The sequence below is a fragment of the Synechococcus lacustris Maggiore-St4-Slac genome, from assembly GCF_024345595.1.
Taxonomy (GTDB): domain Bacteria; phylum Cyanobacteriota; class Cyanobacteriia; order PCC-6307; family Cyanobiaceae; genus Synechococcus_D; species Synechococcus_D lacustris.
The window spans coordinates 123,819-150,728 of sequence record NZ_JAGQBK010000001.1 but is presented as its reverse complement, the minus strand read 5'-3'; the positions used below and the strand labels follow the sequence as shown (position 1 = coordinate 150,728).

The 26,910-nt window shown below is 53.7% G+C and carries 33 protein-coding genes and 1 tRNA gene; 17 read left to right on the top strand and 17 right to left on the bottom strand.

Going from position 1 to position 26,910, the window contains the following annotated elements; translation table 11 throughout:
* Window positions 1–12: 12 nt before the first annotated feature.
* From KBY68_RS00810 to KBY68_RS00800, 3 genes are read left to right on the top strand one after another with little or no spacing between them, the layout of a single operon-like run.
* A complete protein-coding gene (locus KBY68_RS00810) occupies window positions 13–612 on the top strand; it encodes a DUF4335 domain-containing protein (protein ID WP_255095541.1) in 600 nt (199 codons plus the stop codon).
* Complete coding sequence (locus KBY68_RS00805; protein WP_106499413.1) at window positions 609–875, top strand: hypothetical protein; 267 nt, start codon at window positions 609–611, stop codon at window positions 873–875. Before KBY68_RS00810 ends, KBY68_RS00805 begins: the two co-directional genes overlap by 4 nt.
* 4 nt (window positions 876–879) lie before the next feature.
* Window positions 880–1,344 carry a hypothetical protein gene (locus KBY68_RS00800; RefSeq protein ID WP_255095540.1) on the top strand — a complete coding sequence of 155 codons (465 nt, stop codon included), beginning with the start codon at window positions 880–882 and terminating at the stop codon, window positions 1,342–1,344.
* Here the strand turns inward: KBY68_RS00800 and KBY68_RS00795 are convergent.
* A complete protein-coding gene (locus KBY68_RS00795) occupies window positions 1,320–1,787 on the bottom strand; it encodes an EF-hand domain-containing protein (RefSeq protein ID WP_255095539.1) in 468 nt (155 codons plus the stop codon). The two genes, KBY68_RS00800 and KBY68_RS00795, sit on opposite strands and share 25 nt — an antisense overlap.
* Before the next feature lie 59 nt (window positions 1,788–1,846).
* Here KBY68_RS00795 and KBY68_RS00790 point away from each other — a divergent pair, with 59 nt between their 5' ends.
* Genes KBY68_RS00790 through KBY68_RS00780 form a run of 3 tightly spaced genes read left to right on the top strand, consistent with a single transcriptional unit; the run spans window position 1,847 to window position 5,286 of the window.
* Complete coding sequence (locus KBY68_RS00790; RefSeq protein ID WP_255095538.1) at window positions 1,847–2,572, top strand: response regulator; 726 nt, start codon at window positions 1,847–1,849, stop codon at window positions 2,570–2,572.
* 3 nt (window positions 2,573–2,575) lie between these two features.
* On the top strand, window positions 2,576–3,847 hold the full coding sequence (locus KBY68_RS00785; protein WP_255095537.1) for an ATP-binding protein: 1,272 nt from the start codon (window positions 2,576–2,578) through the stop codon (window positions 3,845–3,847).
* A complete protein-coding gene (locus KBY68_RS00780) occupies window positions 3,844–5,286 on the top strand; it encodes a glycosyltransferase family 39 protein (RefSeq protein WP_255095536.1) in 1,443 nt (480 codons plus the stop codon). Before KBY68_RS00785 ends, KBY68_RS00780 begins: the two co-directional genes overlap by 4 nt.
* A 20-nt stretch (window positions 5,287–5,306) precedes the next feature.
* Here the strand turns inward: KBY68_RS00780 and KBY68_RS00775 are convergent, their stop codons facing one another.
* From KBY68_RS00775 to KBY68_RS00765, 3 genes are all read right to left on the bottom strand, one after another.
* On the bottom strand, window positions 5,307–5,741 hold the full coding sequence (locus KBY68_RS00775) for an EamA family transporter (RefSeq protein WP_106499407.1): 435 nt from the start codon (window positions 5,739–5,741) through the stop codon (window positions 5,307–5,309).
* Between the two features lie 9 nt (window positions 5,742–5,750).
* Window positions 5,751–5,948, bottom strand: coding sequence for a hypothetical protein (locus KBY68_RS00770; RefSeq protein WP_255095535.1), 198 nt, complete (start codon window positions 5,946–5,948; stop codon window positions 5,751–5,753).
* Between the two features lie 196 nt (window positions 5,949–6,144).
* Window positions 6,145–6,229: transfer RNA gene (locus KBY68_RS00765), tRNA-Ser, on the bottom strand.
* A gap of 121 nt (window positions 6,230–6,350) precedes the next feature.
* Here KBY68_RS00765 and KBY68_RS00760 point away from each other — a divergent pair.
* Window positions 6,351–6,542: a hypothetical protein gene (locus KBY68_RS00760; protein WP_255095534.1), complete on the top strand. Its 192-nt coding sequence runs from the start codon at window positions 6,351–6,353 to the stop codon at window positions 6,540–6,542.
* 4 nt (window positions 6,543–6,546) lie between these two features.
* Here the strand turns inward: KBY68_RS00760 and nrdJ are convergent, their stop codons facing one another.
* The gene (gene nrdJ, locus KBY68_RS00755; protein WP_255095660.1) at window positions 6,547–8,862 is read right to left on the bottom strand and encodes a ribonucleoside-triphosphate reductase, adenosylcobalamin-dependent; all 2,316 of its coding nucleotides are present in this window, start codon (window positions 8,860–8,862) and stop codon (window positions 6,547–6,549) included.
* A gap of 126 nt (window positions 8,863–8,988) precedes the next feature.
* On the bottom strand, window positions 8,989–9,216 hold the full coding sequence (locus tag KBY68_RS00750) for a hypothetical protein (protein WP_255095533.1): 228 nt from the start codon (window positions 9,214–9,216) through the stop codon (window positions 8,989–8,991).
* A 70-nt stretch (window positions 9,217–9,286) separates the two neighbouring features.
* Here KBY68_RS00750 and KBY68_RS00745 point away from each other — a divergent pair, with 70 nt between their 5' ends.
* The 3 genes from KBY68_RS00745 (at window position 9,287) to KBY68_RS00735 (ending at window position 11,934) form a co-directional block, all read left to right on the top strand.
* A complete protein-coding gene (locus tag KBY68_RS00745; RefSeq protein WP_255095532.1) occupies window positions 9,287–10,936 on the top strand; it encodes a peptide chain release factor 3 in 1,650 nt (549 codons plus the stop codon).
* Window positions 10,937–11,008: 72 nt separating this feature from the next.
* Window positions 11,009–11,221, top strand: coding sequence for a hypothetical protein (locus KBY68_RS00740; protein ID WP_255095531.1), 213 nt, complete (start codon window positions 11,009–11,011; stop codon window positions 11,219–11,221).
* Window positions 11,222–11,268: 47 nt separating this feature from the next.
* The gene (locus tag KBY68_RS00735; protein WP_255095530.1) at window positions 11,269–11,934 is read left to right on the top strand and encodes a CPP1-like family protein; all 666 of its coding nucleotides are present in this window, start codon (window positions 11,269–11,271) and stop codon (window positions 11,932–11,934) included.
* Between the two features lie 325 nt (window positions 11,935–12,259).
* Here the strand turns inward: KBY68_RS00735 and hslO are convergent, their stop codons facing one another.
* A complete protein-coding gene (gene hslO, locus KBY68_RS00730; protein WP_255095529.1) occupies window positions 12,260–13,156 on the bottom strand; it encodes an Hsp33 family molecular chaperone HslO in 897 nt (298 codons plus the stop codon).
* A complete protein-coding gene (locus KBY68_RS00725; protein ID WP_255095528.1) occupies window positions 13,149–13,799 on the bottom strand; it encodes an ABC transporter ATP-binding protein in 651 nt (216 codons plus the stop codon). Before KBY68_RS00725 ends, hslO begins: the two co-directional genes overlap by 8 nt.
* 39 nt (window positions 13,800–13,838) lie before the next feature.
* Between KBY68_RS00725 and KBY68_RS00720 the strand changes: the two genes are divergently transcribed.
* Both KBY68_RS00720 and KBY68_RS00715 read left to right on the top strand, forming a co-directional pair.
* On the top strand, window positions 13,839–14,282 hold the full coding sequence (locus tag KBY68_RS00720; RefSeq protein WP_106499399.1) for a DUF3531 family protein: 444 nt from the start codon (window positions 13,839–13,841) through the stop codon (window positions 14,280–14,282).
* Window positions 14,283–14,293: 11 nt separating this feature from the next.
* Window positions 14,294–15,082, top strand: a complete 789-nt coding sequence (locus KBY68_RS00715) for an RsmE family RNA methyltransferase (RefSeq protein ID WP_255095527.1) — start codon at window positions 14,294–14,296, stop codon at window positions 15,080–15,082.
* Here the strand turns inward: KBY68_RS00715 and KBY68_RS00710 are convergent.
* Genes KBY68_RS00710 through KBY68_RS00700 form a run of 3 tightly spaced genes read right to left on the bottom strand, consistent with a single transcriptional unit; the run spans window position 15,041 to window position 17,078 of the window.
* The gene (locus KBY68_RS00710) at window positions 15,041–15,439 is read right to left on the bottom strand and encodes a hypothetical protein (protein WP_255095526.1); all 399 of its coding nucleotides are present in this window, start codon (window positions 15,437–15,439) and stop codon (window positions 15,041–15,043) included. The genes KBY68_RS00715 and KBY68_RS00710 overlap by 42 nt on opposite strands.
* A gap of 57 nt (window positions 15,440–15,496) precedes the next feature.
* Window positions 15,497–16,801: a site-specific integrase gene (locus tag KBY68_RS00705; RefSeq protein WP_106499396.1), complete on the bottom strand. Its 1,305-nt coding sequence runs from the start codon at window positions 16,799–16,801 to the stop codon at window positions 15,497–15,499.
* 55 nt (window positions 16,802–16,856) lie between these two features.
* Window positions 16,857–17,078 carry a DUF3104 domain-containing protein gene (locus KBY68_RS00700; protein WP_255095525.1) on the bottom strand — a complete coding sequence of 74 codons (222 nt, stop codon included), beginning with the start codon at window positions 17,076–17,078 and terminating at the stop codon, window positions 16,857–16,859.
* A 38-nt stretch (window positions 17,079–17,116) separates the two neighbouring features.
* Here KBY68_RS00700 and KBY68_RS00695 point away from each other — a divergent pair, with 38 nt between their 5' ends.
* The gene (locus KBY68_RS00695) at window positions 17,117–17,854 is read left to right on the top strand and encodes a DUF92 domain-containing protein (protein ID WP_255095659.1); all 738 of its coding nucleotides are present in this window, start codon (window positions 17,117–17,119) and stop codon (window positions 17,852–17,854) included.
* Here KBY68_RS00695 and KBY68_RS00690 read toward each other — a convergent pair.
* Genes KBY68_RS00690 through KBY68_RS00670 form a run of 5 tightly spaced genes read right to left on the bottom strand, consistent with a single transcriptional unit; the run spans window position 17,817 to window position 23,042 of the window.
* Window positions 17,817–18,602, bottom strand: coding sequence for a sigma-70 family RNA polymerase sigma factor (locus tag KBY68_RS00690; RefSeq protein ID WP_255095524.1), 786 nt, complete (start codon window positions 18,600–18,602; stop codon window positions 17,817–17,819). The two genes, KBY68_RS00695 and KBY68_RS00690, sit on opposite strands and share 38 nt — an antisense overlap.
* A 24-nt stretch (window positions 18,603–18,626) precedes the next feature.
* Entirely contained in the window at window positions 18,627–20,201 is a 1,575-nt protein-coding gene (locus tag KBY68_RS00685) for an ABC transporter permease subunit (protein ID WP_255095523.1), read from the bottom strand.
* Window positions 20,201–20,947 carry an ATP-binding cassette domain-containing protein gene (locus KBY68_RS00680; protein WP_255095522.1) on the bottom strand — a complete coding sequence of 249 codons (747 nt, stop codon included), beginning with the start codon at window positions 20,945–20,947 and terminating at the stop codon, window positions 20,201–20,203. Before KBY68_RS00680 ends, KBY68_RS00685 begins: the two co-directional genes overlap by 1 nt.
* Entirely contained in the window at window positions 20,947–21,813 is an 867-nt protein-coding gene (locus KBY68_RS00675) for a putative selenate ABC transporter substrate-binding protein (RefSeq protein WP_390634971.1), read from the bottom strand. The genes KBY68_RS00680 and KBY68_RS00675 overlap by 1 nt, the downstream gene beginning before the upstream one ends.
* A 56-nt stretch (window positions 21,814–21,869) precedes the next feature.
* The gene (locus KBY68_RS00670) at window positions 21,870–23,042 is read right to left on the bottom strand and encodes a pyridoxal phosphate-dependent aminotransferase (protein ID WP_255095520.1); all 1,173 of its coding nucleotides are present in this window, start codon (window positions 23,040–23,042) and stop codon (window positions 21,870–21,872) included.
* A gap of 29 nt (window positions 23,043–23,071) precedes the next feature.
* On the opposite strand from KBY68_RS00670, the gene KBY68_RS00665 reads away from it, so the two are divergent.
* The 4 genes from KBY68_RS00665 to KBY68_RS00650 are packed head-to-tail and all read left to right on the top strand — an operon-like array spanning window position 23,072 to window position 26,662.
* Complete coding sequence (locus KBY68_RS00665; protein WP_106499390.1) at window positions 23,072–23,443, top strand: VOC family protein; 372 nt, start codon at window positions 23,072–23,074, stop codon at window positions 23,441–23,443.
* Complete coding sequence (locus tag KBY68_RS00660; RefSeq protein WP_255095519.1) at window positions 23,440–24,072, top strand: uracil-DNA glycosylase; 633 nt, start codon at window positions 23,440–23,442, stop codon at window positions 24,070–24,072. Before KBY68_RS00665 ends, KBY68_RS00660 begins: the two co-directional genes overlap by 4 nt.
* Window positions 24,069–25,268 (top strand): (E)-4-hydroxy-3-methylbut-2-enyl-diphosphate synthase, encoded by a 1,200-nt coding sequence (ispG, locus tag KBY68_RS00655; protein ID WP_255095518.1) that lies wholly within the window; start codon window positions 24,069–24,071, stop codon window positions 25,266–25,268. Before KBY68_RS00660 ends, ispG begins: the two co-directional genes overlap by 4 nt.
* A gap of 35 nt (window positions 25,269–25,303) precedes the next feature.
* Window positions 25,304–26,662, top strand: coding sequence for a S41 family peptidase (locus tag KBY68_RS00650; RefSeq protein ID WP_255095517.1), 1,359 nt, complete (start codon window positions 25,304–25,306; stop codon window positions 26,660–26,662).
* A gap of 18 nt (window positions 26,663–26,680) precedes the next feature.
* On the opposite strand, the gene KBY68_RS00645 is transcribed toward KBY68_RS00650, so the two are convergent.
* Complete coding sequence (locus tag KBY68_RS00645) at window positions 26,681–26,884, bottom strand: hypothetical protein (protein WP_106499386.1); 204 nt, start codon at window positions 26,882–26,884, stop codon at window positions 26,681–26,683.
* Window positions 26,885–26,910: the final 26 nt, after the last annotated feature.

Sequence of the window (26,910 nt, the reverse complement as noted above, 5' to 3'; positions counted from 1 at the left end):
TCCTTTGGAGGTATGGCCCTGCGCTACGAGCAATCCAGTTGCCGTTTGGAATTAAAGGGTCTTCCCGATGTGAGCGCTGCACCCCAGGGCCAAAACAATCCAGAGCTGCTTTTGGCAATTCTCACCTCATGGGAATTAAACCTTGGCCAACGGGCCTCACTCCAAGGCAAACGTGAACACCTAGAAGCATTGGTGGAAACAGTGCTTCCCTACGTGAACCTGATGCTTAGTGGTGCCGCCCAGAAACAAACAAGCAAAACTGAGGCAGTGGTTTTAGGTCCAAGGGGAAGGGGGCATCAGTTGCAACTGCGCAGCAGCCAACCCAACACGCCGCCCTTGGATTTGCAGCTAGATGATGCAGAACTGGCAGATCTCACCCAATGCCTCGATCAAATGCTGCTAGATCCGAGGCAGGGTTTGCGCTTAGAGCAACCAATTGCCATAGCCAAGAAAAAACGGCTTCCAAAGGCGCCCTCGCTGCAGCGCTGGGCATCCCCCACAGCCGCCGTAGCTGCCGTTGCCCTATGTGGTTTATTTAGCCTGCTGCTGCCTCTGCCAAGGCCAACTAGCCCTGGCTTGCCTCAGCAAACCAACCAAAACATCAAGCCATGAGCCAGTCGCCGAGCTGGAGTGAATTAAGGAGGCTGATAACGCGCTTGGGCAGTGAACTTGATGTGGTTGTGCGCAGCGACCCAGAAGTGTGCGGCCTCAGTGGTGATGGTTTTTTAATCAGCCTGCACCACACGGGCCAGGGCGATTGCACCGTGGATGGCCTCAGCCTTGTGCAGTGCCCCAACGCCCTTGTTATCGATGAATTTGTGCGCTGGATGATCCAGGCGGGTTACTTGACCCAACCTCTGGGCTCGATAGCGTAAGCAGATGCCAGCTTTAAAAAAACAATCCGCCCTGAGGCCCCGCCGGCGAAGGCGCCCTGCAATGCCAGGTCGTTGGCAGGCACTTGTGATGGCCTTGGCTTGGATGGCAGCTGGCTTGGGGCTGATATTTGGCCTTTCCCAATTGCCAAGCCGCCTCGACACCCTGTTGTTTTTCAGCACAGCCCTTGGCAACATCAGCGTTGGCCTGGTGCATCTGGGCCTTGGGATTATTCAAACCCTGGGGGCATTAGTTTTAATCGGATTGGTGGTTGCTAGTTTAATTTTATTATTAGGCGGACTCGTAAGAATAGCTCGGCTTATAAATCCTGAAATGCCAATTTCATATCCAGCCAAAAAGCTGAATAAGATTATTTCACCAAAAATAGCAAACAGGGTTTCTTCAAACTCTTTTGGCATCGAAAACCCAGTTAAAAGCTGGGGTTTTCAGCGGCCTGGCCCCAGGGAATGATGCAACCAGAGCAATTCCTGGATGCTGATTTTACCATTTAAGTTTTTATCAAACATTTTAAATCTAGAGTAAATCCCGGGCAAGCTTTTTGCTTCTTCAGCATCCAACTGGTTATCACCATCGCGATCTGCGAACCTAAAAGCATTCTGGATTCGCTCCCCCAATGGGCCATCGTTAAGGGATGGGAGATCCTTAATTAGAACCTGTCCATCGCCGTTTTGATCGAGGCTGCGTAGGCGGGGATATTTACGCAGATCATCCGGCTGCAACTTGCCATCGCCATCGTGATCTAGCCGATGAAATAACTCCCATAGCCGGCGGCGATAATCGTTAACTTCGTTTTTGTTTGGATTTTGGTATGGATTCTGGTTTGGATTTTGGCAGCTGCCAGGGCTAGCAAAGCTGCCCCAAAATATTAATAGCAGCAGTAATAAACGAACCATGCAATTAATTCTAGGTGCTAGTTGTGCTAAATCCAATCCGTAAAGCATCTACCAGATCCATGGGCAAGGCGCACACCATTTGGGTGGTAGACGATGATCCTGAACTTAGGCAGTTGCTGAACACATATCTCAGCGAGCAGGGATACGAAGTTCGCACCCTCAACGACGGCAAACAATTTTTAGCCAGGTTGGAATTTCAACGGCCCCATCTGGTGGTTTTGGATTTAATGCTGCCAGGCGATGATGGCCTAACCCTATTGAGGCGCCTTAGGGATAACGGCGACGACCTACCTGTGGTGATGCTCACAGCCAGGGGCGAGGCGGTAGATCGAATTATTGGCCTTGAGCAAGGGGCCGACGATTACCTAGCAAAGCCATTTATGCCAAGGGAGCTCACCGCAAGGATTGAGGCCGTTTTACGCCGCCGCGGCAGCATTCCAGCCGGCACTCCGCTCATCGATGGAGAAATCATTCAATTTGGTGAAAATTGCCTTGATCTTGCCGCCCGCAGCTTGGAGCGCTGCGGGGAAGCAATTGTGATCACTAGCGGTGAATTCGGCCTGCTGGCCGCCTTTGTGCAAAATCCCCATCGGCCCCTTTCGCGGGAAAGATTGATTGAACTTGCCCGCGGCCCCAGCAGTGATACCGATAGCCGCAGCATGGATGTGCAGGTGTCACGGGTTCGTAAATTGATTGAGGCCGACCCCACCAAACCGCGTTACATCCAAACTGTGTGGGGATATGGCTACGTTTTTGTTCCAGATGGCACCCCCCGCAGCAAATAACCAATGAAATCGCCCTCCGGGGCCTTGCTGCTCAGGTTTTCTCTATTTCTGTTGCTCAGCTGGGGGGCCAGCCTGGTTTTATTGCAGCTGCTGCTGGGGCAACGGCTTGAGCGGGCCCAGATGCAGCAAATGGGCAGGAACCTTGCCGGTGTGATCAGGCTCAGCGAAGTTGGCCTTGAACGTTTTCCACCGGCGGTAATCGCCCAGCAAAGCGGCCTGCGGCTTGCCACCAACCTGCCAATAAAAGCAGTTAAACAAGGCAATCGCGACCGCGAATTAAGGCTGGAATTGTGCAAAAGACTGCGCCATTGCCCTGAGGTGCGCCTCAGTAACAGCAAAGCAGCAGGGGTATGGATCGAGTTACTTAGCCCCCTAGAACGGGTGTGGCTCTATGCGCCCCTACCCAACACCCATTGGTGGCCCCCCGACCCGCTGCTGGCTTCGCTTTCATTGCTCAGCGGCACCGTTGTAGCCGGTGCACTGTTTCTACTTCTGGAAGTGCAAAGACCCCTGCAAAGGCTTGAGCGGGCCCTTGCCAGGGTGGGCTTAGAAGAGCGGCCAGCACCATTAAGCCAAGAGGGTGCTGGGGAGGTGCAAAGGCTCAGCCGCCGCTTTAATTCAATGGTGGCTCGCCTTGAACAAACTGAACTGGAGCGTTCCACCATGCTGGCTGGAATCGCCCACGACTTAAAAAGCCCGATCACCCGTTTACGCCTGCGCCTAGCGGTGGAAGGTGCCAGTGGCCAAGCCCAAGCCGACCTTGATGCCCTCGAGAGAATTACCGGTCAGTTTCTGCTTTTTGCCGGCGGCGGCCAAGGGGAACAAAAAATTTTGTTGCCACTGCAGGAATTAATTGGCGAACTAAGCGCTCACTACAGCGATCAACCCATTGAACTGCGCTTAATTCCCATGCAAGCCCTTGTGCAACCAGTGGCCCTTGGCAGAGCCCTCATGAATCTGATCGACAATGGGCTTTCCTATGGCAAAGCACCGTTAATTGTTGAGCTAACAAAAGAGAAATCGCTGGTGGTTATCAGCGTTACCGATCAGGGCAAGGGCATTCCCAAAAACCAACGGGATCAAGCCCTAATGCCCTTTCAACGCTTAGATGCGGCTAGGGGCGGCAGCGGCCACTGCGGCCTGGGTTTAGCAATCGCCAGCAGGGTTGCCCAGTTGCATGGCGGCAGGCTGGAATTAAGGGATCCAGCCAATGGTGGCTTTAGCGTTTGTTTATTACTGAACTGTTTATCAACAAGCGGAGAGCTACCGGCATGAAACTGATCGGTAGATATTTGCTTGCGGGCCTGGCGCTAAGAATTGCGATCGCTCTGCTGCTGCCGCCTGGTTACGACGAGGCCTATTACCTTTTCTACGGCCATCACCTAGCCGCTAGCTACTACGACCACCCGATCATGGTGGGGTTATGGGCCTGGCTTGGTTGGCAGCTGCCGGGGGACAGCTTTGGCCTGCGGATCCCGAGCTTGATTAGCTACACCTTGGCCAGTGGCTTGCTTGCCCTCGCCGCCCAAAAACGCCTGGCAGCCGGCAGCGGCCCATGGACAGCAGCCTTAACCGCCCTCTCGCCCCTACTGCTGGTGGTGGGCGGGGTGATGCTGTTACCCGATGCCCCCTTACTACTAAGCCTTAGCGCCGTGGTGTGGGCCCTTGCCGTTGGGCTTAATTGGGGCTGGCTGGGTTTGTTACTGGGCTTGCTCACCTTGAGCAAATACCAAGCCTTACCGCTGTTGCTATGCCTTCTGCTCTGGGCCCTTAGCAATAGGAGCAGCCGCAGCCGCCTGTTTAGTTGGGAAGGTGGGCTAGCTATGGCTGGCTGGTTATTGGTTTCAAGCCCCCTGTGGATATGGAATATTCAAAATGGTTGGATATCTTTCCTTTTCCATAGCGCTCGCACCCAGGCCAGTGGTGGTTTCAATTTTGCCGGCCCACCCCTGTTTCTCCTCACCCAGGTGCTGGCCCTTTTCCCCACGATTGCAGCGCTGCTATTTGTTGGCCTATTGCCCCAGCGGCATGATCGCTACAGCGATTTTCGTGGGCTACTGCGCTGGCTAGCCCTGCCCCAGCTGCTGCTGTTTCTGCTGCTGGCAGGTCGGATGCAGGTGTTGGTGAGTTGGCTTGTACCCACCTGGTGGTTACTGCTGCCCCTGGCTGCCGAGAGGCTGGCCCAGGCCCAGCGCAAAGGTGTGGGCTGGCTGAAGCCCTGGATCTGGTTCACGGCTCTACTGCCGCCTGCATTAATGCTGATTGCCGCCAGCCACGTGCGCTATGGCTTTGCTAGCTCCTTGCTGGCTCCAGAAAACGACACCTCTAAGGAATTGTTCCCGCCGGCGCGGTTGCGATCTGCCCTGCGGGCCCAGCCGGCACTATGGCAAAAACTAAAAGAAGCAAAGCTGTTGGTGGGTCAGCGGTACTACGAACCTGGCTTGCTTGCCCTTGCCCTTGGCTCCGATAGCCAGGCCACCTACACCACCATCAACAACGACGCCAGGGGTTTTGCCTTTTGGCGCCCCAAGGATGGATTTAGGGGCAAAGGTGGCATTTTATTTCGCTTAACCGAACCGGCTCAAGGCAATAAGGAAGCTGAGATTGAGCAACGCCTAGGCAAACTCACACCAATTGGTGTGGTTGATATGCCCCGGGGCGGGTTACCAGCCCAGCGCATGGAATTTTTTAGCTTCGCCGCAATCGCTCAATGAACTAAAGCGGGGCTCTGAATTTATTCAGCAAAACAAAACAGCACTCCACCAGCACCGATCAATAACAAACCCAACCAGCCAAATATCGATGGGCGCTCACCTAAAAATGCAAAACCAAGCACTGCAACCACCAGCAAACTGAGCCTATCCACCGGCACCACCAGGGAAACCTCACCCTGTTTAAGGGCCCTAAAAAAACAAATCCATGAAAGGCCTGTGGTTACCCCCGAGAGGGCAATAAATAACCAAGTGCGTTGGGAAAGCAGCAAGGGATTGCTCCACTTGCCAGTAATCAGGATCAGCAGGGGTAGAAATACGGCAACCACAAGGGTTCGCACCAAGGTGGCTAGGTCTGGATCAACATCCTCTAAGCCAACCTTGGCAAGCAAAGCTGTTGCCCCTGTGAATATTGCCGAAAGCAAAGCCCAAATAAACCAAGTGGGCACAGCTGGCATTGCCACTATTCACCAACCCTGGGGAGCTTCAGCAAAACCAGAGGAGGAACCACCAAAGGCCTCATCATCAAACCAATCGGGATCGTGCAGTTCAAGCTCGTCGCTCTCCTGTTGGATTTGCTCTTCAGGAAGGGGATTTGCGGCTTGGGGTTCGCCTGAGGTTGGGGATTGGGAAGCCTGCATAGATGAAACCATACGCTCTCCCATTAAGCCGCAAGGCTTGCTTCAGCTAAACAAAAGCTGGGCTCTATGAGCGAACCGAAACAGCTTTATTTTCAATGGGTATAAGTGCGGCCCTGTGACGGAGCAAATCTAAAGGGCCATTGCCAAAGCCGAAATGGCCCCATCTGAGCAGCCCCTAAGCCAAACGGGTACAGGCGGTGGCAGTAGATGCAGCAATAAACGGAGGGGGCGGGATTCGAACCCGCGGAAGCTTTCACTTCGCTGGTTTTCAAGACCAGAGCCATCAACCACTCGACCACCCCTCCAGGGGCAATAACCCGAACCAAGCAGGCCATCACTCACAAAAACGAGTTTGGCACGCCATTCAACCCGGAGCAGCAACAAAAGTCTTAGATAAGACTCGCGAGAGTGGGCTCCATGGTGGAAATGGGTATACGCGCTGCCATGGCTGTTCTTTGCACCGATTTCCTTGCTATTCGCACCAGGCAACTGGCGGAAATGATCCAAACCCTGCCGGATTCAGCCTGCCCTGAGCACCAGAGGGGCTGCTGCAGGGAATTGCTAAGGCAACTGGAAAATGCCATAGACACCCTCACGCTGATGGAACGGGGCGCCTAGGGGCTTAACCCTTCTTGGCGAGCGGAAGCAGGCACTTGTCGGAGTCACAACCCGCAGGCCCTGCCTCCACCAATTCGCCGCTGTCGTAACGCTGCAAGGCATCAAAGAAATCTGCATTGCGGCGGCGCACCAGCACTTCAGCGTTCAGCTCCAGGTAGGTGGCCTCATCAATCGGCTCAAACGGCAAGCGCGGGAAGGTGGCATTGGCATCAAAACGGGCCAGAAGGGCCGCAGAGATATAGCCCTCCCCCCTTTGAATCGCCTGATGGATTGCTTCTGCAAGGGGCTCGATTTCGTTTTCACGGAATTCGATCGTTGCAGAGGTGTTGTGGGCCGTGTAGTGCTGTTGCACCTGCATATAGAAATCAAACTGGGCCATGGCTGAAAAATTGTTGATCTCCACCTGGTCTGCCCCAGGCAGATTCGCCCAGCTCACTTGGGTGGGAATTTCCACCAGCCATTCGGTGCAGCGGGGATCAAAGGGATCATCGAGCAAACGCCCCTGTTCATCCTTATCGCTTTGGGAAGGCACGATCGTGTAGCCGTAGTCGAGGCAGGCCAGGGCTACGGGGTCGTTTTTGCGGAAGGTGATGCGGCGGATGAAACGTTGGGCCTTTGGGGGATGCCAGCCAGGGGAGGCACCTGTTAGCAAACTCTTAGTGCCAGCTGGTTGCACGGTGGTGCAACGGTTGGGGCGACGCAATTGATGGCGATCGCAGTAATCCCACACGGCTTGATTAACAATTTCTTTCCAGCGGCTTAGGTATTCAGCCTCCTTTTGCTTGTAAACAAGGCCCTCGGAACTGGCGGGGCGACCAGCCTCCCACCATTGCAACCAAGGGGTGCCAAATGCATGCACAAAGAAGTCGAATAAGCCCGTAAAACTAACTCCAACAATCGGATCCCATGCCCTGCTTTGGCGATAGCGCTCCACTTCAAAGCGATGGTTGAGCAGGGCCGCTACCGCTAAACCTGCAGCTTTGAATGCATCTGCTTGACCTTGCAGATCGGCAGGATCGATTTGATTTAAGTGCACCTCGGCCAAGTTGCAGTGAAAATCAGCGCCCAGGATTTCACCACAGGGATTTAAGCCATAGCGATTTAGGCGATGTTCCAATTCAGCTGCACCGATTGCCGGGTGATTGAGCTGCAACCAGCGGCCGGCCTCCTCCCTGCCTTGATCGCAATAGATGTCTTGAAATTCAGTGCGCAGCTCAGCTGTTGTTAAGAGATCAGCGTTCGAGCGGGCAATCGCCTCTGGGGCAAATTGAATGGCCCCTTCACCTGAATTGAATTGCTTCAACACAGCATCAAAAACCACCTCACGGCTGGGGCGGTTGTGGAACACCCTGGTGTGGTTTGCCATGCGCAGGGAATCCCGCTCGGGATCAATGCGCCAGTTACCTTGCTCGTCTTGTTGCCACAGGTTGTCTTTGGCACTTGCGGCAGCCTGATCATCGGCTGCAAATTGACGCATGCCGGCACTGCGGCGGATATTGCCAGCAACGATCGTTACGGCAGCCTCATCAATAAGAAGGCAACATTCAACCGAGGTGAGTTTGCGGCCGATGGCCCGATTAAGGATTTGGGCAACCCGCATGTATAGATCTTTTAGTTTCACCGGATTTGCCATGCCGCCAAATCCCTTGAGGGTTTCACCCACTGGCCGCACATCGGCGAGATCAACGCACACTTCGATCGGAAGCGTTGGGTTGAAATTTTGATTGCTGCAAAGTTCTAGGAGCAGCTGATAGCTATCAACCCAACCGCGACGGGTATCACCAACTTTGATTTGAACTTCCTGGCCATTAATGCTGTGGCTGGTGTGATCTTGGCGCTCTGCTGGGGCGGTGAGGCCGATATCACCAACACTTTTGATCGTGATGCTATTGCGCACCGCGGGCAGTTTCTCAATCAAGCGCGGCTCAATGATGGCGCCTGTGCCGCAACCCATCATGGCCAGGTCCATCATCAAACCAAAGGCCTGCCAATCCACCAAATTGGTTGATGTGCAGTTGTAGGCACCAGAAAAATTTTCAGGCTTTTCAATCCAAGCGGTGCCACCTATCCAGAGCCAACGGCCAGAGGGCAAGGATTTTTGCTTCTGCTGCATGCGCCGAATTAGGTCAACTTCCTGGCCATCGAGCTGCCCCAACTGGCGCAAACCCTCCAAATTGCGTTCTGCCACCTGCTGCCAGCTTTCTCTACCAAAGGGGGTTTTACGGCTATAGGTGCGATAAAAAACCGGGTTTGCAGCAGGCGCCGTTACGGGGAAATAAGGGTCTTGATTGGAGTTGGCAGAAAGCCCGTTGGGATTCAACTCTTCAAGCCTTTGGATGGTGGAGGTCACCGGTACTAGATCTGGTATTACGAGAGAAGCTAATACGCCACTGGTAGCGGTAGGGGGCGAATGCCGGTAGCTGATCTGGCCTAAGGCCTCTGGCGGTTAGTAGCCCAAAAGGCGCATGCGAAAAGCAGCCAGTTCCTTTGCTTGAGCTGGGGCCTGCAGCAGGAATGGGTGATCCGCCAACTGCTGCATCACCTGCTCAAGGCATTGCTCACGGCTGAGGTTTTCTTTATGAAGTGCCTGCCAGGCATCGCTGAATGCCATGGCAAATCCATCGGGGTTATTGAATACGGTTTGGCTTGAAAAACTGGGATCCGGGCGAGTCATGGGCAAAATCCACAGCGGTTTAAGGCTACATAGAAGGGTTTAGGGCCCTTCGACCTGCCAGGCTGAAGCGATGACAAGCAGCCCTGGATCGATAGCGCTCAGCCCCGAGGAGCTGGCCTTTCGCGACGCTGTAGCAAGGCGGCGCAACTTCGCAATCATTTCCCACCCCGATGCTGGTAAAACCACCCTTACCGAAAAGCTATTGCTCTATGGCGGTGCAATCCAACAGGCCGGTGCTGTAAAAGCTAGGGGTGAGCAGCGGCGGGTTACTTCAGATTGGATGGAAATAGAGAAACAGCGGGGTATATCAATTACATCAACAGTGTTGCAATTTGATTATGACGGCAACACAATCAATCTCCTCGATACCCCAGGCCACCAGGATTTTTCAGAAGACACCTATCGAACATTAGCGGCGGCAGATAATGCCGTGATGCTTGAAGATGCAGCCAAAGGCTTAGAACCTCAAACCCGCAAACTATTTGAAGTTTGCCGGCTTAGGCAGATCCCAATCTTCACTTTTATCAATAAGATGGATCGACCGGGTCGCGAACCGCTTGAACTGTTAGATGAAATTGAAAAGGAGCTTGGTTTATCACCATGGGCCGTTAATTGGCCCATCGGCAGCGGCGAACGTTTTCGTGGCGTAATCGATAGACGCAGTAGGGAGGTGATTTTATTTGAACGGGGGGAAAGGGGTAAACAGGCAGGGGAAAGTCGCCTACAACTTGATGATCCAGCCCTCGTAAATTTAGTGGAGCCTGAATTATTAGCCCAGGCGATTGAGGAATTAGAGCTGTTGGAAGCAGCCGGCGCTGAATTGGATTTGGAGTTGGTTCATGCCGGCGCCCTAACCCCGGTGTTTTTCGGTAGCGCGATGACAAACTTTGGTGTGCATCCATTCCTCGATACGTTTTTAGAATTAGCGCAAAAGCCAGTAGCTAGGCAAAGCAGGGAGGGGCCCGTTGATCCATTGCGCACTGATTTCAGTGGCTTTGTATTTAAATTACAAGCCAATATGGATGCTCGTCATCGAGACAGGGTTGCTTTTGTGAGGGTTTGCTCAGGCAAATTTGAAAAAGACATGACCGTTCAACATGCACGCAGCGGTAGATCTATTCGGCTCTCGCGACCCCAAAAACTTTTTGGCCAGGATCGCGAGGTGGTAGATGAGGCCTATCCCGGTGATGTGATCGGCCTAAATAATCCAGGTATGTTTGCCATTGGCGACACTTTATATATGGGAGCAAAGGTGGAATATGAAGGCATTCCATGTTTTAGCCCAGAGCTATTTGCCTGGTTGCGTAATCCAAACCCATCGGCATTTAAAAGTTTTCGTAAGGGTGTAAATGAATTGAGGGAGGAGGGGGCAGTGCAAATCCTCTACGACACCGATCAAAGCAAACGCGATCCGATCCTCGCCGCCGTTGGTCAATTGCAACTGGAGGTGGTTCAGCATCGATTGGAGAATGAATATGGTGTGCCAACTAATTTGGAACCATTGGGCTTTTCAGTGGCCCGTTGGGTGAGCGGTGGCTGGCCGGTGCTCGAAAGTGTTGGCAGGATTTTTAATTGCAAAACCGTGCGCGATTGCTGGGATCGACCTGTGTTGTTATTTAAAAATGATTGGAATTTGAATCAATTACAAGAAGACCATCCAGCCCTTGAACTAGCGGCGGTGGCACCGGTGGTGAGTGGCCTTGAACCAATCAGCCTGTGAAGCCACAGCTGCTGCTGGGCCTCGCCATGATTAAAGGATGTACCGGAACCAGCGATGGTGACCCAGTGGTGGGTGAGACCCAGAAAAGATGGCGGTTGCGACTACGTTCGCTTGCAAAGCAGCCCCAACCAGGGCAATGGCCAATACGAGTGGATTGAAGGTTCCCATCTGCCCCCTCAAATGCCATTGCTAAAGCGCCGGCGCTGGTTAAGCGCCGATGCGATGCCAAACCAAAAGCATCAACTTGAGGCCCACGGTTATCAACCAAGCCAACCGGTTTTTTAAGCGCTCTACCATTCCCTAATAGGCTGCAATTACTGCAGGTTCACCCCATGGCCCAGGGAACCCTTCCCCCCGACCCAGAAAGCAGCAATCCATACGCCAGGCTTGGTATCAGCGCTGATGCCAGCTTTGAGCAGGTGCAGCAGGCAAAAGAGCAGTGCCTCAACCTTCTAACAAGCGATGATGCCCAGGGCCGAGCCCGGGTTGAAAGTGCCTACGACGCTGTATTGATGCAGAGGCTGAAGGAACGCCAATTGGGGCAACTAACTGGGGCTGCTGCTACGGCATCAAAAAGGGAAGCAGCCATAGGCAATACGGCGCCAGCAAGCCCCTCATTGGTGGCACGCATCCCTGCGCTTCAAAGCCTGCCACGCCCCCAATTCAAGTGGCAAAAACCGAGCATCAAGCTGGCAGAAGGCAAGCAGCTGTGGCTGCCACTGGCGGGCCATGGCGTGCTGTTGCTTTTGCTTTTACTTACTGCAAATCAGTTGGGCACCCCGGAGCTATTGCTAGCCATAGCCAGCCTGCTAACGATCGGAGCGCTGCAACGCAGACGTTCGCGGCTGCTCGCCGCCGTAGGTTTAGGGGTGGGCGCCCTTGCCGTTGGTCTCTTATTAGGAACACTTGCCAGCAGCTACATAGCCATAGGCAGCAGCCAAGTAGCAACAATTCCAGCCTTAATCATGCTTGCAATAACCGCTATTTTATTTGATTAATTATTAGCGAAGTGAGCATTTTATAAATTTAACTCCTGTTTTCTAAGCAACCCCGGCTGCACAGCTGAGCTCTCTCTATTTAATGTTGTTAGCGCATTACCCATGGGCACAACATTTGCTAGAACTTTGCAGTGGCTTTTCTGATAGATCTAAGCAAGCCACTTGCTCAGTTGAGCTGATGCTCACCGAGGTAGCAAATGCCCTTTGGAGGCTGCAGCAGCGCCTTATCTAGTGCAGCAAATTTAGTTGATCACATCGAACCAAACCGCACACTTTTCATCTGTTCGCAAAGTAGCCACGTTGCTAACTGCAAACCACCAATAATCTATAAACATTTAATTAAATCCTCCAATTCCTTGCGATCAAAATTATATATTTCGTTGCAAAAATGACAAGTTAATTCAGCGCCGTTATCTACTTTTATCATATCTTCCAGCTCTTCAGCACCAAGCAACTTAAGCGCCTCAAGGCTGCGTTTACGTGTGCATGGGCAATGGAAACTTATGGGTTGAATTGCCTCGCCGCCACCCACTAAAACAGGATCAAGTTTAGGAAAAATATCTTCTAGTAATTCATGTAAGTTGCCGGCGCAGGCATGCAAGCGCTTACTGAATTGGCTTATTTCACTGCAGCGCTCCTCTAAAAGAGCCACCAGGGCTGGTTCCTCAGCCGCCTTAGGTAATATCTGCACCAAAACACCACCAGCACTGCGAATGCCGCTGTTGTCGATAGTTTCACCCACAAAAACCGCAGATGGTGTTTGCTCAGAATGAAGCAAATAGGAAGCAATATCCTCACCAATACAACCGCTAACAAGTTCTACTGTGCTGCTATATGGGGGGCCTTGGCCCTTATCACGCACCACATGCAGATAACCCTTACCAACAGCCCTACCAAAATCAAATTGAGCTGGTTCACCAATTGGATCCAACTCCAACTCAGGTGTACCCACCTGGCCCCGCACCGTGCCATCCCTGCCGGCATCAACCATCACCCCCTTCAAGGGTCCATCGCCCTGGATGCGTAGGTTCACCCTGCCATGGGCAACTTTCATCGAACTGGCTAACAACAGGCCAGCGGTCATCGCCCTGCCCAAGAGGGCGCTTGTTAGGTAGGAAAGGTTATGGCGACGCCTGGCATAACGGGCTGTAACCGTTGTATTGATGGCCACCAGGCGGATGCCACCTCCGGCTGCCGTGGCACGCACCAACTGGTCAGGCATGGATGGGGCTCGAATCAGTTAATCGTAAACAGCGCCCATGCTCCAGGTGCCATTGGTGTTGGCTTAAACCTTCAAATGCCTCCGGTTCATGGGTAACCACCAGCAACAAGCGTTCACGGCTCAAAGGAACAAGTAATTCCAACAGGTTGTGCCGCACCGACCAATCCAAACCTGCCGTGGGTTCATCCAAAAGCAGGATCGGTGGATCCCTTAGCAATTGAACCGCCAGGGCCAAGCGGCGCTGCTGGCCGCCGCTTAGTTGTTCTGGTGCTTGCTGCAAAGAAATCCCAGCTAAACCAACTTGAGCTAACACCGTCTCAATCTTTTCGGATGGCAGCCGGCGATGGCCGATGCGCAACTCCTGGGCAACGCTGAGGCCAAGGAAATGACGTTCTGGAAATTGAAAAACCAACCCACATAACCAGCGCCTTTGCCGCGCAGTGGTAGCTCTACCCTCCCAGCGGATCTCACCGGCATCGGGGCTGGCAAGGCCAGCAATTAAATCCAACAGGCTGCTCTTGCCACTGCCACTGCGGCCCGCCACCAGGGCAGGTTCACCCAGCTGCAACTGCAAATTCAAGCCAGCGAGGATCGCCTTTTCACTGCTGGCTGGGTGATAAGTGATCGCTTCAAGTTCCAGCAATGCCTGGTCTATCCATTCACTGGTGCCTAGCTTGGCTGCATGCAGGTAACTTTCCGCGATTTCGATCCCTTCAATTGTTGGTTTTGGCTGCGTTTTCCAAACGTGCCAGGCCAGGGGGAACGCCAATACCTAGAGGAAACCTTCAACTGTTGGTATTTCCTTGGCCGCCTTGGCGGCTTCAATGCCGAAAATCTGCAGGTGCATGAGGAGGGGGCTGATGTGAGTTGGATGACCTACGACAACGACGAAGCTGAAACCTCCCTGCTGGCTGTTATGCACAACATGGGTGAATTTGAATATCAAAACGAATGGGCGCGGGTGTGGCTTGATCTCGGCACCAGCGATGGCGTTGGTTTAGATGTGTTGATAAATGCCCTGCGTTGCCTCGACCGCGACCTACTGCAAATCGAGGAATTACAGGTGGGTGGCCTCAATGATGAATGGCCCGTTGAAGAAAGCGAAGATCGCTTTTTTGAAAACTAAGTGTTAGTTGTATGGCTGAGCAAAGACGTCTACTTATCTCCCCAGAGCGATTAACAACTGCCAGCAACTCCATTGCTTTAAATCCAGGGGAATTACACTATCTGCAAAGGGTTTTAAGGCTTAAGCCAGGTGGTGGCTTCACTATTTGTGATGGCTGTGGTGGCACCTATCTTGCCAGCTTAGGTAATGCTGGATCTGCAAATCTGCTAGAAAACTTGCCTGCAATCCAAGCGGCTACGCCAAAAATAAATTTGTTATTTGGTTTATTTAGGCGCGACCTTGATTTAATGCTGCGCATGGCAACTGAATTAGGGGTGGATCAATTGCAGCCTTTGCAGGCTGAATACTCCCTGCTGGAGCCCGGTGAGCAGCGCATAGATCGCTGGAAAACCATTTTAAAAGAAGCAACAGAACAAAGTGAAAGGTGTTGGTTGCCATTGCTCGAGCAGCCCAAGCTGGCCGTTGATGGCCTTGCATCCCCAGCTGCAGCAGGTGTTTGCAGGTGGATTGGTGTTACAAGAGAAGCAGGGGTTTGTTCACTTCAAGAGGAGCTACAAAGCCATGCCGCAGTTGCCGCCCAGCAGTGGCAGCTGGCCTGCGGACCTGAAGGGGGATGGAGCCCAGCGGAACTACAAATTGCCGTTAATGCCGGCTGGAAGGCCATAACCCTGAGCAGCACAGTGTTGCGCTGCTCCACTGCAGCGATATGCGCTTTAGCGCTGATGCAACATCAACGACTGCAACTCAACGGCTACAAGTCAACGGCGAATCTCCCCGGCCATCGCTTTGAAATCAGCTAAGGCCGCCCCAGGAAGGCGCCTTGCCCGCGGCAATGAACTAGCGGGATTTAAAAGTTCAGCTGCAAAAGTTACGTTGCTAATAACCACTTCTTTTGCTTGCTCCTCGGCCCGTTCAGCCGCCAGCAACTGGGCCGTGGTGAGTACTTTGCTCTCCTTTTGCGCAGCTTGCTTTTGCTCCTGTTGCTTTTGCTTTTGGGTTTCTGGGGGTTGCTTCAGTTGAATGGCCGCCACCATTGCAGGCTCGGCTTCCACCTCAACCACAGGCTGCACCGGCGCCACATTCACAGGCGTGGCAGGCGCTTTCGATATTTCAAGGAAAGGCTTGCGCTGCCCGCCAAAAAGCTTGTTTAACACCATGGGATAAGCCCAACCGAATTTAATTATCAGGGGCAGGCGCCTTTTGTTGGCAATTACTTATGGCTGTGCAACAACAAATTCTTCCGCCGCAAGTTGCAGCCATGGCTCCAAGCCCTCCACTTGATCCCATCCGGGTTGGCGGCTAGCTGCAAGCGTGCCCAACAGGCGATTCAAAACATGGCCATCAGCCCCCTTGATTTGCCATTGGCTTTGGCGGTAGCGGCGCAAGGCACTGGCACTACAGCCCCCCTGGCGGCGAAAAGCGGCGGCCCACCGCTTGGCAAAGCGGTTAATGCCATCGGCGCCTTCCTCCGCCCAGAGGGGAGTTTCAGCCGAACCGCTGCATTGCTTCCAGAGGCCATGCAGGCAATTAGGCAGTGGCAAGCAGCGCTCTTGACCAGCCCTACAGGGTCGTCCTTCGTTCTGCAATCCCCAACTGCGAATCCAAAGCACCGGCTGCCCCTGTTGCAACCCCCAATCGATCGGCCTTAAGCCGGCCACTTCAAGGCTGCGCAAACCGAGTATCCGCACCATTAGATAAATCGGATCAGCCTTAAACCTGCCATCGAGCTGTTGCAAAAAAGCTGGGGCCAAATTCGGTTCAGGCCTTGGGCTAAGCGGTAAGGGCTCAAGGCCAGCGAAGGGATTCATCGCCACCATCCCCTGGCGATAGGCCTGGGCATAAAAAGCGCGAATCACCGTTAAGCGCTTTTGGGCAGTGCTGGTGCTGGCATTAGCAAAAAGGTGATTACGCCAGCGCCAGGCCGCACCTTCACTAACAGCTGCCGGCAGGCTCACTTCGCTAAAGCTGAGCAAGCGTTTTAATTCCCGATGCCATAACAATTCACTGCCAACGGCTGAATTGCTCCGCTGGCTGCGTTGGGCCACCCAACCGGCCACCGTGGTGGGGCCACCCGGTTGCTTGTGGTGATCCAAGGGTTGGCGTAATTGCGCGCAAAAGGTTTCCCTAGCCAAAGGAAAGCAATCAGCATCAAGCACCAGGCCCCTTGCGCGAAAAGCATTCACCAAAAGTTCAGCCAGATCCTCTTCTCCAGGAAGCTGCCATTCACTTGCCGGTGGATATTGCTGCTGGAATTCCCGGGCGCAATCTTTGGCCACCAATCGCACCTCCCGCTTGCGCAACTGCAAGGTGCCGGTGCTTAACCCCAATAGCCTTTGTACCTCCTCATCCACCTCCCGATAACGCCAATGGGCCTGGTTGAGATTGGCCCCCAGAAAGCGGCGAAAATTACGGCGCCCCAAGGGCCGCCTTAGGAGCTTTGGCACAACCCGTTCGTACCACCAGCCCGTGGGTGAACCCTCGGAATATTTCAGATAAATGAATGGCTCAGAATTACTCACCCCTCCCAGCGCAACCCATTACTTACTGCTTTCTTAATTTAAGCACAATCTTTCCTTAAACTAGCCGGCTGGCGAGGCGATCTATAACCCAATCGGCATTTACCGTAATTACGGCCAAGTCGTCTTCCCGCAGCACCTGCAAAAGGGATGGCTCCGCCGTGCGGGCACCCCCCTCACAGCAGATCACCTGGGCCAAAAAAACCTGCTGCCGCGGCGGCGCCACCGCCACCACATCCCCAACTCGCACAGCAAGGAACAAGGGGCTAACGGAATTCACCAGAGCAAACCAACTTGAATTACAATAGTACAACTGAACTGATCAGCCAAGCTGTTGGGGGCTGGCTCGCCGGCGCCCTAGCTAGTGCCCTGATCAATGGTTTGTTGATCCTCTTGGTGCAGCGCCTACCCCTATTAACTAAGGCGGGTTGGTTCCATGCCTGGTGCCTAGGCACCCTGCTTGCGGCAAGCATCGGCTGGCGCGGTTGGTGGGCCGTGGTGTTGTATTTGGCCTTGGGATCAGCTGTTACCAAACTCGGATTTGCCAAAAAAGAGTCCCTCGGCATTGCCGAAGCGCGTGGGGGAAGAAGGGGGCCAGAAAATGTATGGGGTTCCGCTGCCACTGGCGCACTGCTGGCCCTAGCCACCCTGCTGCCAGGGGCTCCAAAGCAATTACTGCTAAGTGGATTTATAGCCAGTTTTGCCGCCAAACTCGGCGACACCTTTGGCAGTGAAATCGGTAAACGTTGGGGCCGCAGCACCGTGAGCCTGAGCCAGTGGAAGCCAGTGCCGCCTGGCACCGATGGGGCAGTGAGCTTGGAGGGAACCCTGGCAAGCCTGGCGGGCTCACTGCTTTTTTCTGCTGTGGGTTGGGCCCTAAAGCTGATACCAGCAGGCCAAATTCCGCTGATAACAGCGGTGGCATTTTTTGCATGCCTAATTGAAAGTTTGATCGGGGCTGAACTACAGCCCCGAGTTCGCTGGCTTAGCAATGAAGCTGTAAATGGGCTTCTAACTGTTATTGCAGCTGGGCTTGCCATGGTGCTGTTGCACTGAGCTGTTCCCTCAGCATTTGCTGGAGGCGATGTAAACGCCGGGAAAGTTTGCAGGGGCTCAGCTGCAGCTCCCGCGCTAATTCCCGCTGGGAGCGTCCCTCCATCAAACAGGCCCGCACTATGTGTTGATCAGCGGGTGCTAAAGCAGCCACCCGTTCATTTAATTCCTGCCAAAGCAAATTTTGCTCTGGCCCGGGCCTGCTATCAACTAATTCCTGGCTTGGCTGTTGCTGGGAATCAGCATTTTGACTTTGGGCATCCAAACTGGTGCATTGCAAGGCGTGGTGCAGCTCCCGGGCCTGCTGCAGCCGTTGCTGGGTGCAACCAAGCCGTAGGGCTAAGGCAGCATCGGTTAGGGGTAACAAGCCTTGGTGCTGGCGCTGCTGTTGCAGCTGCTCCTGTTTTGCCATCAACTGGCGCAACCGCCAGGAACAGCGAATCGGTTGATGCCGGTCTCTTAGGTAGTGGCGCATCTGCCCCGAAATTAAAGGCACCGCGTAGGTGCTGAAGGCATTGCCCTTACTTGGATCAAATCCCTCTACTGCCGCCAGTAAACCCAAACAACCAATTTGAAATAGGTCGTCGAAACCAAGGTTGCAGCGTTGCGCCTGGCGCTGGGCCTGCTGGCGCACCAGGTTTAAATGGGCTTCTACTAAACGATTTCTCAGCCTGGTGCAACGGCTACTGGCGTAGTTGCGATGCATGGCCTCAAGGGTGGCAGGGGAATAGGGATTTGAGCGGGGAACCATGGCTGCAGGTGCAGTGGAACCCTTTCAAGCTGGCCCTGGCACACCCCTTGGCAAAAGCTCCAATTGGGGGGTACTCCCCCCCCCCAATTGGGTGTGGTTAAACAAAAGGGAGCGGCGGTAACGATCTGCCAATTCCTCCCCAAGCAATGTGAGCAGGGCATAAACAACCAACACCGGCAGCAGCTCAGCCCAAGCAAAAGAACTGAGCGCCTCCAAAAGAACAGCCCCTAAGCCGCCAACTCCCACCAGGCCAACCACCACCGTTTCCCGCAGGATCACATCGGCCCGATAGGCGCCATAGGCCATGTAGCTGGTTGCTAGGCCATTAAAACGGGCCATCAACAGGGCCCGGCGCCTGGGCACACCCGCCGCCCATAGGGCCTGTTCAGGGCGTGGGTCTTGGGATTCCAGGCCTTCTAGAAATAAGCGGCCCAGGATGCCAGCATTATGAAAAGCCAAGGCAATAGCAGCGGGTAATAGCCCTGGCTTAAGAACAAATAAGAGCAACAAAGCCGTTAATGGCGGTGGCATTAACCTTGCAAATAAACCAAAGGCCCGCAGCAGCAGCTGGAGCCACGGCCAAGGGCAAATCAACAAAAGCAGCAATGGCGTTGCCGCAAAGGCAGCCAAGGCAGCGGTGATGGTTAATAAAACAGTGCTGCCAATTAATTGGGGCCAAGGTTGCCACCAACCCTGCAGCTGAAATAACTGATCAGCTGGCAGCAAACGCCAGGGATTTAGTAATACCTGCCATTGCAAATCAAGCAAATTGGCAGCTGGAAATAGCAGTATCAGCAAACAACCAAGCAGGATTAATAGATGCCTGCCCTGCACACATCTACCTCGCCATAGGGCAATTAATTGCTCCATTGAAAACATCACCAGGGCCAGGGCCCAAAGGCTTGTCCAGGCTTCATTGAATTGCAAAGACTGCAACGAAAGCCGCAGATCAGCCCCAATACCCCCCAAACCAAATACGCCCAGCAAGGTGGCCGAACGCAGGGCGCATTCAAAGCGATATCCGCCGTAGCTGAGCAAGCCCGGCAGCAAGCTGGGCCCTAGGGCTGAAAACAAAGCAGCAGGGGCAGCCACCCCAGCTGCTTGCAATGCTTGAAATGGTTTTTGATCTAAGGATTCCAGCTGATCACTAAGCACCCTTGCCACCAGGGCGCCATAGGGAATTGCAATAGCCAAAACCGCCACGGCCGGATGCAAACCGATCAACTGCAACAGGATCAAACCCCAAAGCAACTCATGCAACGACCGGGGGATTGCCAGCAGACGACGCAACCAATGGGCGGGCCAACGGCAACCCCAAAGGGCGGTGGTAACAGTGGGAGAAGAAAAAACAGCGGCGATTAAGCCAATCGCCATGCTCAATAACCACGACCAAAGGGCAATCGCCAAGGTGATCGCAATTCCATGGAGGGCATTAGCAACAAGGGCTGGCGTAAAACTTGGCTGTAGGGCCGCCATGCCAAAAGCAGCAATCAATGTCCAACCGCCGCCATGCACTGCTCCTGGCAAGAGGGCAACAAGCGGCAGAAAAACCAGCGCTGGCAGCAGCAGGCCTAGGGCGGGAGCAGCCTGAAAACGCATCAGGTTTGATCGCTTTTATGTTGATCACTTTCATATAGATACTGAAGCTGTGAAGCGCTAATTCGAGCCGGGTGAGTATCAAAAACCAATTCACCGCAGCGCAAACCCAAAACCCGATCAAAACCCTGCAACAAATCGGGGCGATGCAGGCTCATCAACAAAGCGCGCGGGGCAGAGCCCAGCTCGAGCAATAGGTTCAATAATTTTGCCGCCAGCGGTGGATCTAGCTGGGCTAATGGTTCATCTGCCAACAACAAGTCAGCCCCCTGCCGCAACAACCGCCCCAGGGCAATCCGTTGCCGTTGCCCACCCGAGAGTTGAATGATTGGCACCGGTAATAAATCAGCTGTTAATTCAACTTGTGCCAACACCTTGGAGCAGGCTGAGGTTTCAAGGGGAATGAGCAGATTTAGTAAAACCAAATGCCAGGGCCAAGCCGCCAAGCGACCGCAATTAAGGCTTTGCTGAACCGTTAGTTGCTCCACCAGGCGCAGGTCTTGCCAGAGGGTGCCGATGCGAGCCTGCTGACGCAGACGCCTGCCGCCATTTGCAGCGGGTTCTCCATGCCAATACACAACCCCTGCAGTGGGTTTAATCAAGCCATTGGCCACAGCCAGCAGGGTGCTTTTACCGGCACCACTGGCACCAAGCAGCGCTACCCGTTCGCCACTAGCTAAACTAAAACTTAAATTATTTAAACGGGGTCGCTGCCTACCGGGCACACAAATCCCCCGTAATTCCAACATCAACGTATCTTGCCTAAATTTCTACCAATCGCCTCAATTTGGCCATATTGAGAAGCAGGCGCTTCAACAAATTGACGGGCGCCAAATAATTCAAGAATTTGTTGCTGCCGCGGATTAGAAGGGCGCAGTTGAATCAAAGCTTTTTGCAACTTAGAACTAAAACCAGGGCCAAAGCGTTTGTTTAAGTTGCCCTGGGCAATCCAATGATAATCGGGATAGGGGGGCGTACGCCAGAGTGCAACAACCTTTGTGCGATCAATATTCCCCTTCCTTAGGTTTGTTTGCCAAACCTGTTCATTAACTGCGCCCACTTCGTAGGCGCCGCTTTGCACCAGGGCGATCGTGGCGTCGTGGCTGCCGCTAAAACCAGGGGCACCCCCGGCAAAATCAGTTATTTTCACGCCACCTTTAGCTAAAAAATATTGGGGCATCAAGCGGCCAGAGGTGGAGCTTTCGGAGCCAAAAGTAAACCTTTTGCCCTTCAACTGCTGCAGATCATTAAAAGTACGAATTGGTTTGATTGCAGCAACGCTATTTACATTGCCAATGAAAATTGAATGAAATGCTGCATCCACATCCCGCTGGGCCAACACCTGGGCACCGGGGGTTTGCAGGCGCGCCTGCACGCCCGTAAGGCCGCCAAACCACACTAAATCCAAGTCGCCATTGCGAAAACCTGTTACCGCTGCCATGTAATCAATCAGCGGCACATATTTAACAGCCACGCCCAGCTTTTGCTCCAACTCTTCAGCAAGCAAGCCATAGAGGCGATTCAGTTTCTCTGGGTTTTGATCTGGTATAGCGCTAATTCGCAATATTTTTTTTGCAGCTATGGCAGGCGCGCTTTGTTGAGCCTGCAATGGCATAGCTGGCGTAAGCGGGCCTACAGCTGCAGCCGCTAGCCAAAAGAACAAAAGTAGTTTCAAGGTTTATTCAAGTTGCTTAAAAAGCGGCCCAGGCGATTCAGGCCATCTTCAATTGTTGCACTATTAACAGCGCAGGAAAGCCTCACACATCTGTCGTCGCCAAAGGGAGCACCAGGCACCAGGGCCAAACCCTCTTGATCCAGCAATTGATTACAAAAATCCAGCGAATTAAGCCCATGGGCACTCACATCAGGAAATGCATAAAAAGCACCGGTGGGGGGCACCAACACCAAACCGGGCAATTGCTGCAATCCCTTGGTGAGCAGGGCGCGGCGGGCTGAAAAACTTTTTGCCATCTCCTCAACGCAATCCAGGGAGGCCTCAAGGGCGGCAAGGGCACCAAATTGAGCAAAGGTGCACACATTGCTGGTGGACTGACTCTGCAGGGCAATGGCAGCTTTAAGCGCAGGCAGGGGGCCAGCTAGGTAGCCAAGGCGCCAGCCGGTCATGGCCCAACCTTTGGCAAAACCATTCACCACAAATAACCGCTCGGCTAGATCAGGCGCTAAGGCCGCCAGGCTGTGGTGCTGCTGGCCAGGTGCCAATAGGAATTCATAGATCTCATCACAAACAACAGCTAAGTGGGGATGGCGCCTTAGCAATTCAGCCACCGCCTCCAATTCATGTTGCTGCAACACCAAGCCAGTGGGATTGGAAGGAGTATTGAGAATCAATAACCTGCTTCGCTCCGTAATCAATGCCTCTAAAGCCTGCAGATCAAGCCGAAAGCCATCCTTTGCGGCACTGGGAACTACTCGAACGCTGGCCCCAGCCAGTTGGGCCATCTCCGGATAGCTAAGCCAATAGGGCGCAGGCAAAAGCACTTCATCGCCGGGGTTAAGCAACACCTGAAACAGGTTGTAGAGGGCCTGTTTCCCGCCATTGGTAACCAATACCTGTTCAGGGGTTACAACCATGCCATTGGCCCTGGCCAACTTGGCTGCAATAGCTGCCCGCAGCTGCGGCTCCCCCGCCGCAGGCCCGTAGCGGGTGGCACCACTTTCAAGGGCCCGAGTGGCCGCCTCGCGAATGAAGGCCGGGGTATCAAAATTGGGTTCGCCTGCACTAAGGCTGCAGATATCCTTGCCTGCAGCTTGCAATTGCTTTGCCTTAGCGGCAATCGCCAGGGTTAGGGAGGGCTTAAGGGCCTGTGCCCGAACCGAGAGCATCAGCAAAAAATCCAGCGGTTCCAGTGTGCATGAACGCCAGTCCTTTTTGGGTGCTCGCCAGCAACAATCCAGCAGATTTGGCCCATTTTTATGCAGCTTTAGCCAATGAAAATGCAATTAAAAAAGGTGCCATTTGGCTGGTGGCCTTTGCTGGTGCCGGCGAATTGCTGTTTTATTGCCCCTCCAGGCAGCGGCCCCAGCCGGCCCAGGTGGGTCGCCTCGCCCTTTGCCTTCCTGTTACGAAACTCGAGCAAGCCATTGCTCTGGCCCTAACGCTGGGGGGGCAATTGCTGGAGCCAAGCCGCCAGGAAAGCTTTGGCCGTGAAGCCTGGCTTGCTGATCCGGAGGGCAACAAACTATTGCTTCTGGAGCCGGCCGAAGTAAGCCAAAACCAGCCATGAGCCTGAAACAAACGGAAGCCCTGCTGGCGGAATTAGCGCAGCAATGCAGCAATTGCCAAGCCTGCCCGCTTGCAAAAGAGCGCCACCAAGTTGTTGTGGGCCGGGGTAATCCCAAAGCAAGGCTGATGTTGATCGGTGAAGCACCAGGCCAAAAAGAGGATCTATGCGGCGAACCATTTCGGGGCCGTGCCGGCCAACTGCTCGAGCAAATGCTTGAAGAGGCGGGCCTTTGTAGCAACAACGATCTCTACATCTGCAATGTGATCAAGTGCCGTCCGCCCGGTAACCGCAAACCAAGCAGCACTGAAATCAGCCAGTGCCTGCCCTGGCTAGAGGGGCAGATAGAGCTGATTAATCCTGGCCTGATCCTGTTGGCTGGTGCTACGGCTGTTAGTGCAGTGCTGGGCATTAAAGGCAAGCTTGGCCTGCAACGGGGCCATTGGCATCAAAAGCAAGAACGCTTCTATAGGGCAATTTTTCACCCCTCCTATCTGCTGCGGTTTGCCTCGTTGGCAGCTGATTCACCAAGGCAATTAACCCGCCAAGACCTAAGCGAAGCGTGCGCGCAGCTGCGCAAAGGTGATGAAATGTGCCATGGTTTGGCTCGCACCCCTGCCAACACACCATGACCGGCCTCCCGGCCCGTTTTGACACGGTTATCCACCGCCGTAAAACCCGCAGCGTGCGGGTGGGTGATGTGTGGATCGGCAGCGACCACCCCGTGGTGGTGCAATCGATGATCAATGAAGACACCCTTGATGTGGAGGGGGCCAGCGCCGGCATTCGTCGCCTGCAGGAAGCCGGTTGCGAAATAGTGCGTTTAACGGTGCCCTCCCTAGCCCATGCCAAAGCGGTGGCAGAAATCCGGCGCCTAGTGGAAAAAAGCGGCCCCCCCGTTCCACTTGTGGCTGATGTGCACCACAACGGCATGAAGATCGCCTTGGAGGTGGCCAACCACGTGGATAAGGTGCGGATCAACCCAGGCTTATTTGTATTTGATAAGCCGGATCCCAATCGCACTGAATTCAGCCCTGCTGAAAGTGCAGCCATTGCCGAACGGATTAGCGAAACATTTGAACCGCTGGTGAGTTTGCTCAAGCAGCAAGACAAAGCCCTGCGCATTGGTGTTAACCACGGCTCACTAGCGGAACGGATGCTGTTCAACTACGGCGATACGCCCATGGGCATGGTGGAAAGCGCCTTGGAATTTATCCGGATCTGCGATCGCCTTGATTTCCATAACATCATTATTTCGATGAAAGCCTCCCGGGCTCCAGTGATGTTGGCGGCCTATCGGCTCATGGCCCATCGCATGGATGAAGAGGGCTTCCACTACCCACTGCACCTGGGGGTAACGGAGGCGGGGGATGGCGACTACGGCCGGATCAAGAGCACCGCTGGCATCGCCACCCTGCTAGCCGATGGTTTGGGGGACACGATTCGCGTGTCTTTAACAGAGGCACCGGAAAAGGAAATCCCAGTTTGCTATGGCATTTTGCAAGCCCTTGGCCTGCGCAAAACGATGGTGGAATATGTGGCCTGCCCCAGCTGCGGCCGCACCCTTTTCAATTTGGAGGAGGTGCTCCATAAGGTGCGAGCCGCCACCGATCACCTCACAGGTTTGGATATTGCTGTGATGGGTTGCATTGTTAATGGCCCTGGGGAGATGGCCGATGCCGACTACGGCTACGTGGGTAAAACACCAGGAACAATCTCCCTTTATCGGGGCCGCGAGGAGATAGGCCGCGTGCCCGAGGCTGAGGGTGTGGAGGCACTGATCGCCTTGATCAAAGCCGATGGCCGCTGGGTAGAGCCCCAAGCCTGAATAAGCGTTACGTTTAGGGGACTTAGAAAAACTCGATGAGCCAAAGGGGAGCGCGCCGCATTGCTTTGTTAGCCCTAGCTGGTGCAGGCGCTTTAGCTGGTGTTGTTGTACTTGGCAGCGATTTAATCATCGGCAGCAGCACCGCTGCGATCATTTCCGATAGCCCCAAGGAGGTGATGGATGAAGCTTGGCAGATCGTATTTAGGGATTATCTCGATACCACTGGTAAATACACCGAGGATCGCTGGAAAACCCTGCGCAAGGATGTGCTCAATAAAAGCTATGGCAATACAAAAGATGCCTATGAAGCGATTCGCGGCATGCTTGCCACCTTGGATGATCCCTACACAAGATTCCTAGATCCGCGTGAATTCAAGGAGATGCAAATAGACACCTCCGGTGAACTATCCGGGGTGGGCATTCAATTGAGCCTTGACAAAGACACAAAAGAATTAATTGTTGTATCACCCATCGATGGTTCACCAGCATCAAGGGCTGATGTAAAGCCAAAAGATGTGATCACACAAATAAATGGCAAGAGCACTAAAGGGATGAGCACCGAAGATGCGGTGAAATTAATCCGCGGGCCAGCGGGAAGCAAAGTTTCAATTCAACTACGCCGCAATAAAAGTCAACTTATCAGCGTTGATCTAATTCGCGACCGCATCGAAATCCATGCTGTTGATAGCAGATTAAATACCACCCCGGATGGCATCAAGGTGGGTTATATACGCCTGAAGCAGTTTAATGCCAATGCCACAAAAGATATGCGCCAAGCCATAAAAGAACTGGAGGAGAAGGGCGCCCAGGGCTATGTGTTGGATTTACGCAGCAACCCAGGCGGCCTCTTGATGGCGAGCGTTGAAATCGCCCGCCAGTGGTTAGATGATGGGGTGATCGTATCCACTAAAACCCGCGACGGTGTACAGGATATAAAGCGCGCCGGCGGCAAAGCACTCACAAAAGCACCGGTTGTTGTTCTAGTTAATGAAGGATCTGCCAGCGCCAGTGAAATACTTTCCGGTGCTTTGCAGGATAACAATCGAGCTGTTTTAGTTGGTCAAAAAACCTTTGGTAAGGGTTTGGTGCAATCGGTTAGGGGCCTATCCGATGGCTCCGGGATGACGGTAACTATTGCAAAATACCTCACACCTAGCGGCAGAGATATCCATAAATATGGCATTCAGCCAGATATCACAGCCAAACTCAGCGAAGAGGATGCAAGAAACCTTAAATTTGAACAGCTGGGAACCAGGAGCGATCCGCAATACAAAGTTGCTGAAACCACTTTAAGCAAGCAGCTAAATGCTGCCTCCACTGGTGTTATCAAAGCAAAAATCTATAACCCAGCTAGCTCTAATCTTCCCGCAGCCCTAGGGGCTGGAGAAGAATAGTTCGTTAAGAACTACTTTTTAAGCCGCCCCTCCCACAGGTTGCATGATCCCGCCACCTGGGTTTGAGTCGTCGTCGTCGTTGCTGCCATCCTGTTGAAGTAGGGCGAACACGCCCAGGCCGGCGCAGGCGAGCAAAGAAACCAAAAAACCAAGGCCGGAGGCAGTGCCACCAAGGTCTAACACTGCGCCAAGGCCATCACTGAGGTCAACAATCGCAGCCATTACTTTTTTCCGTTGGCCGTATTGTA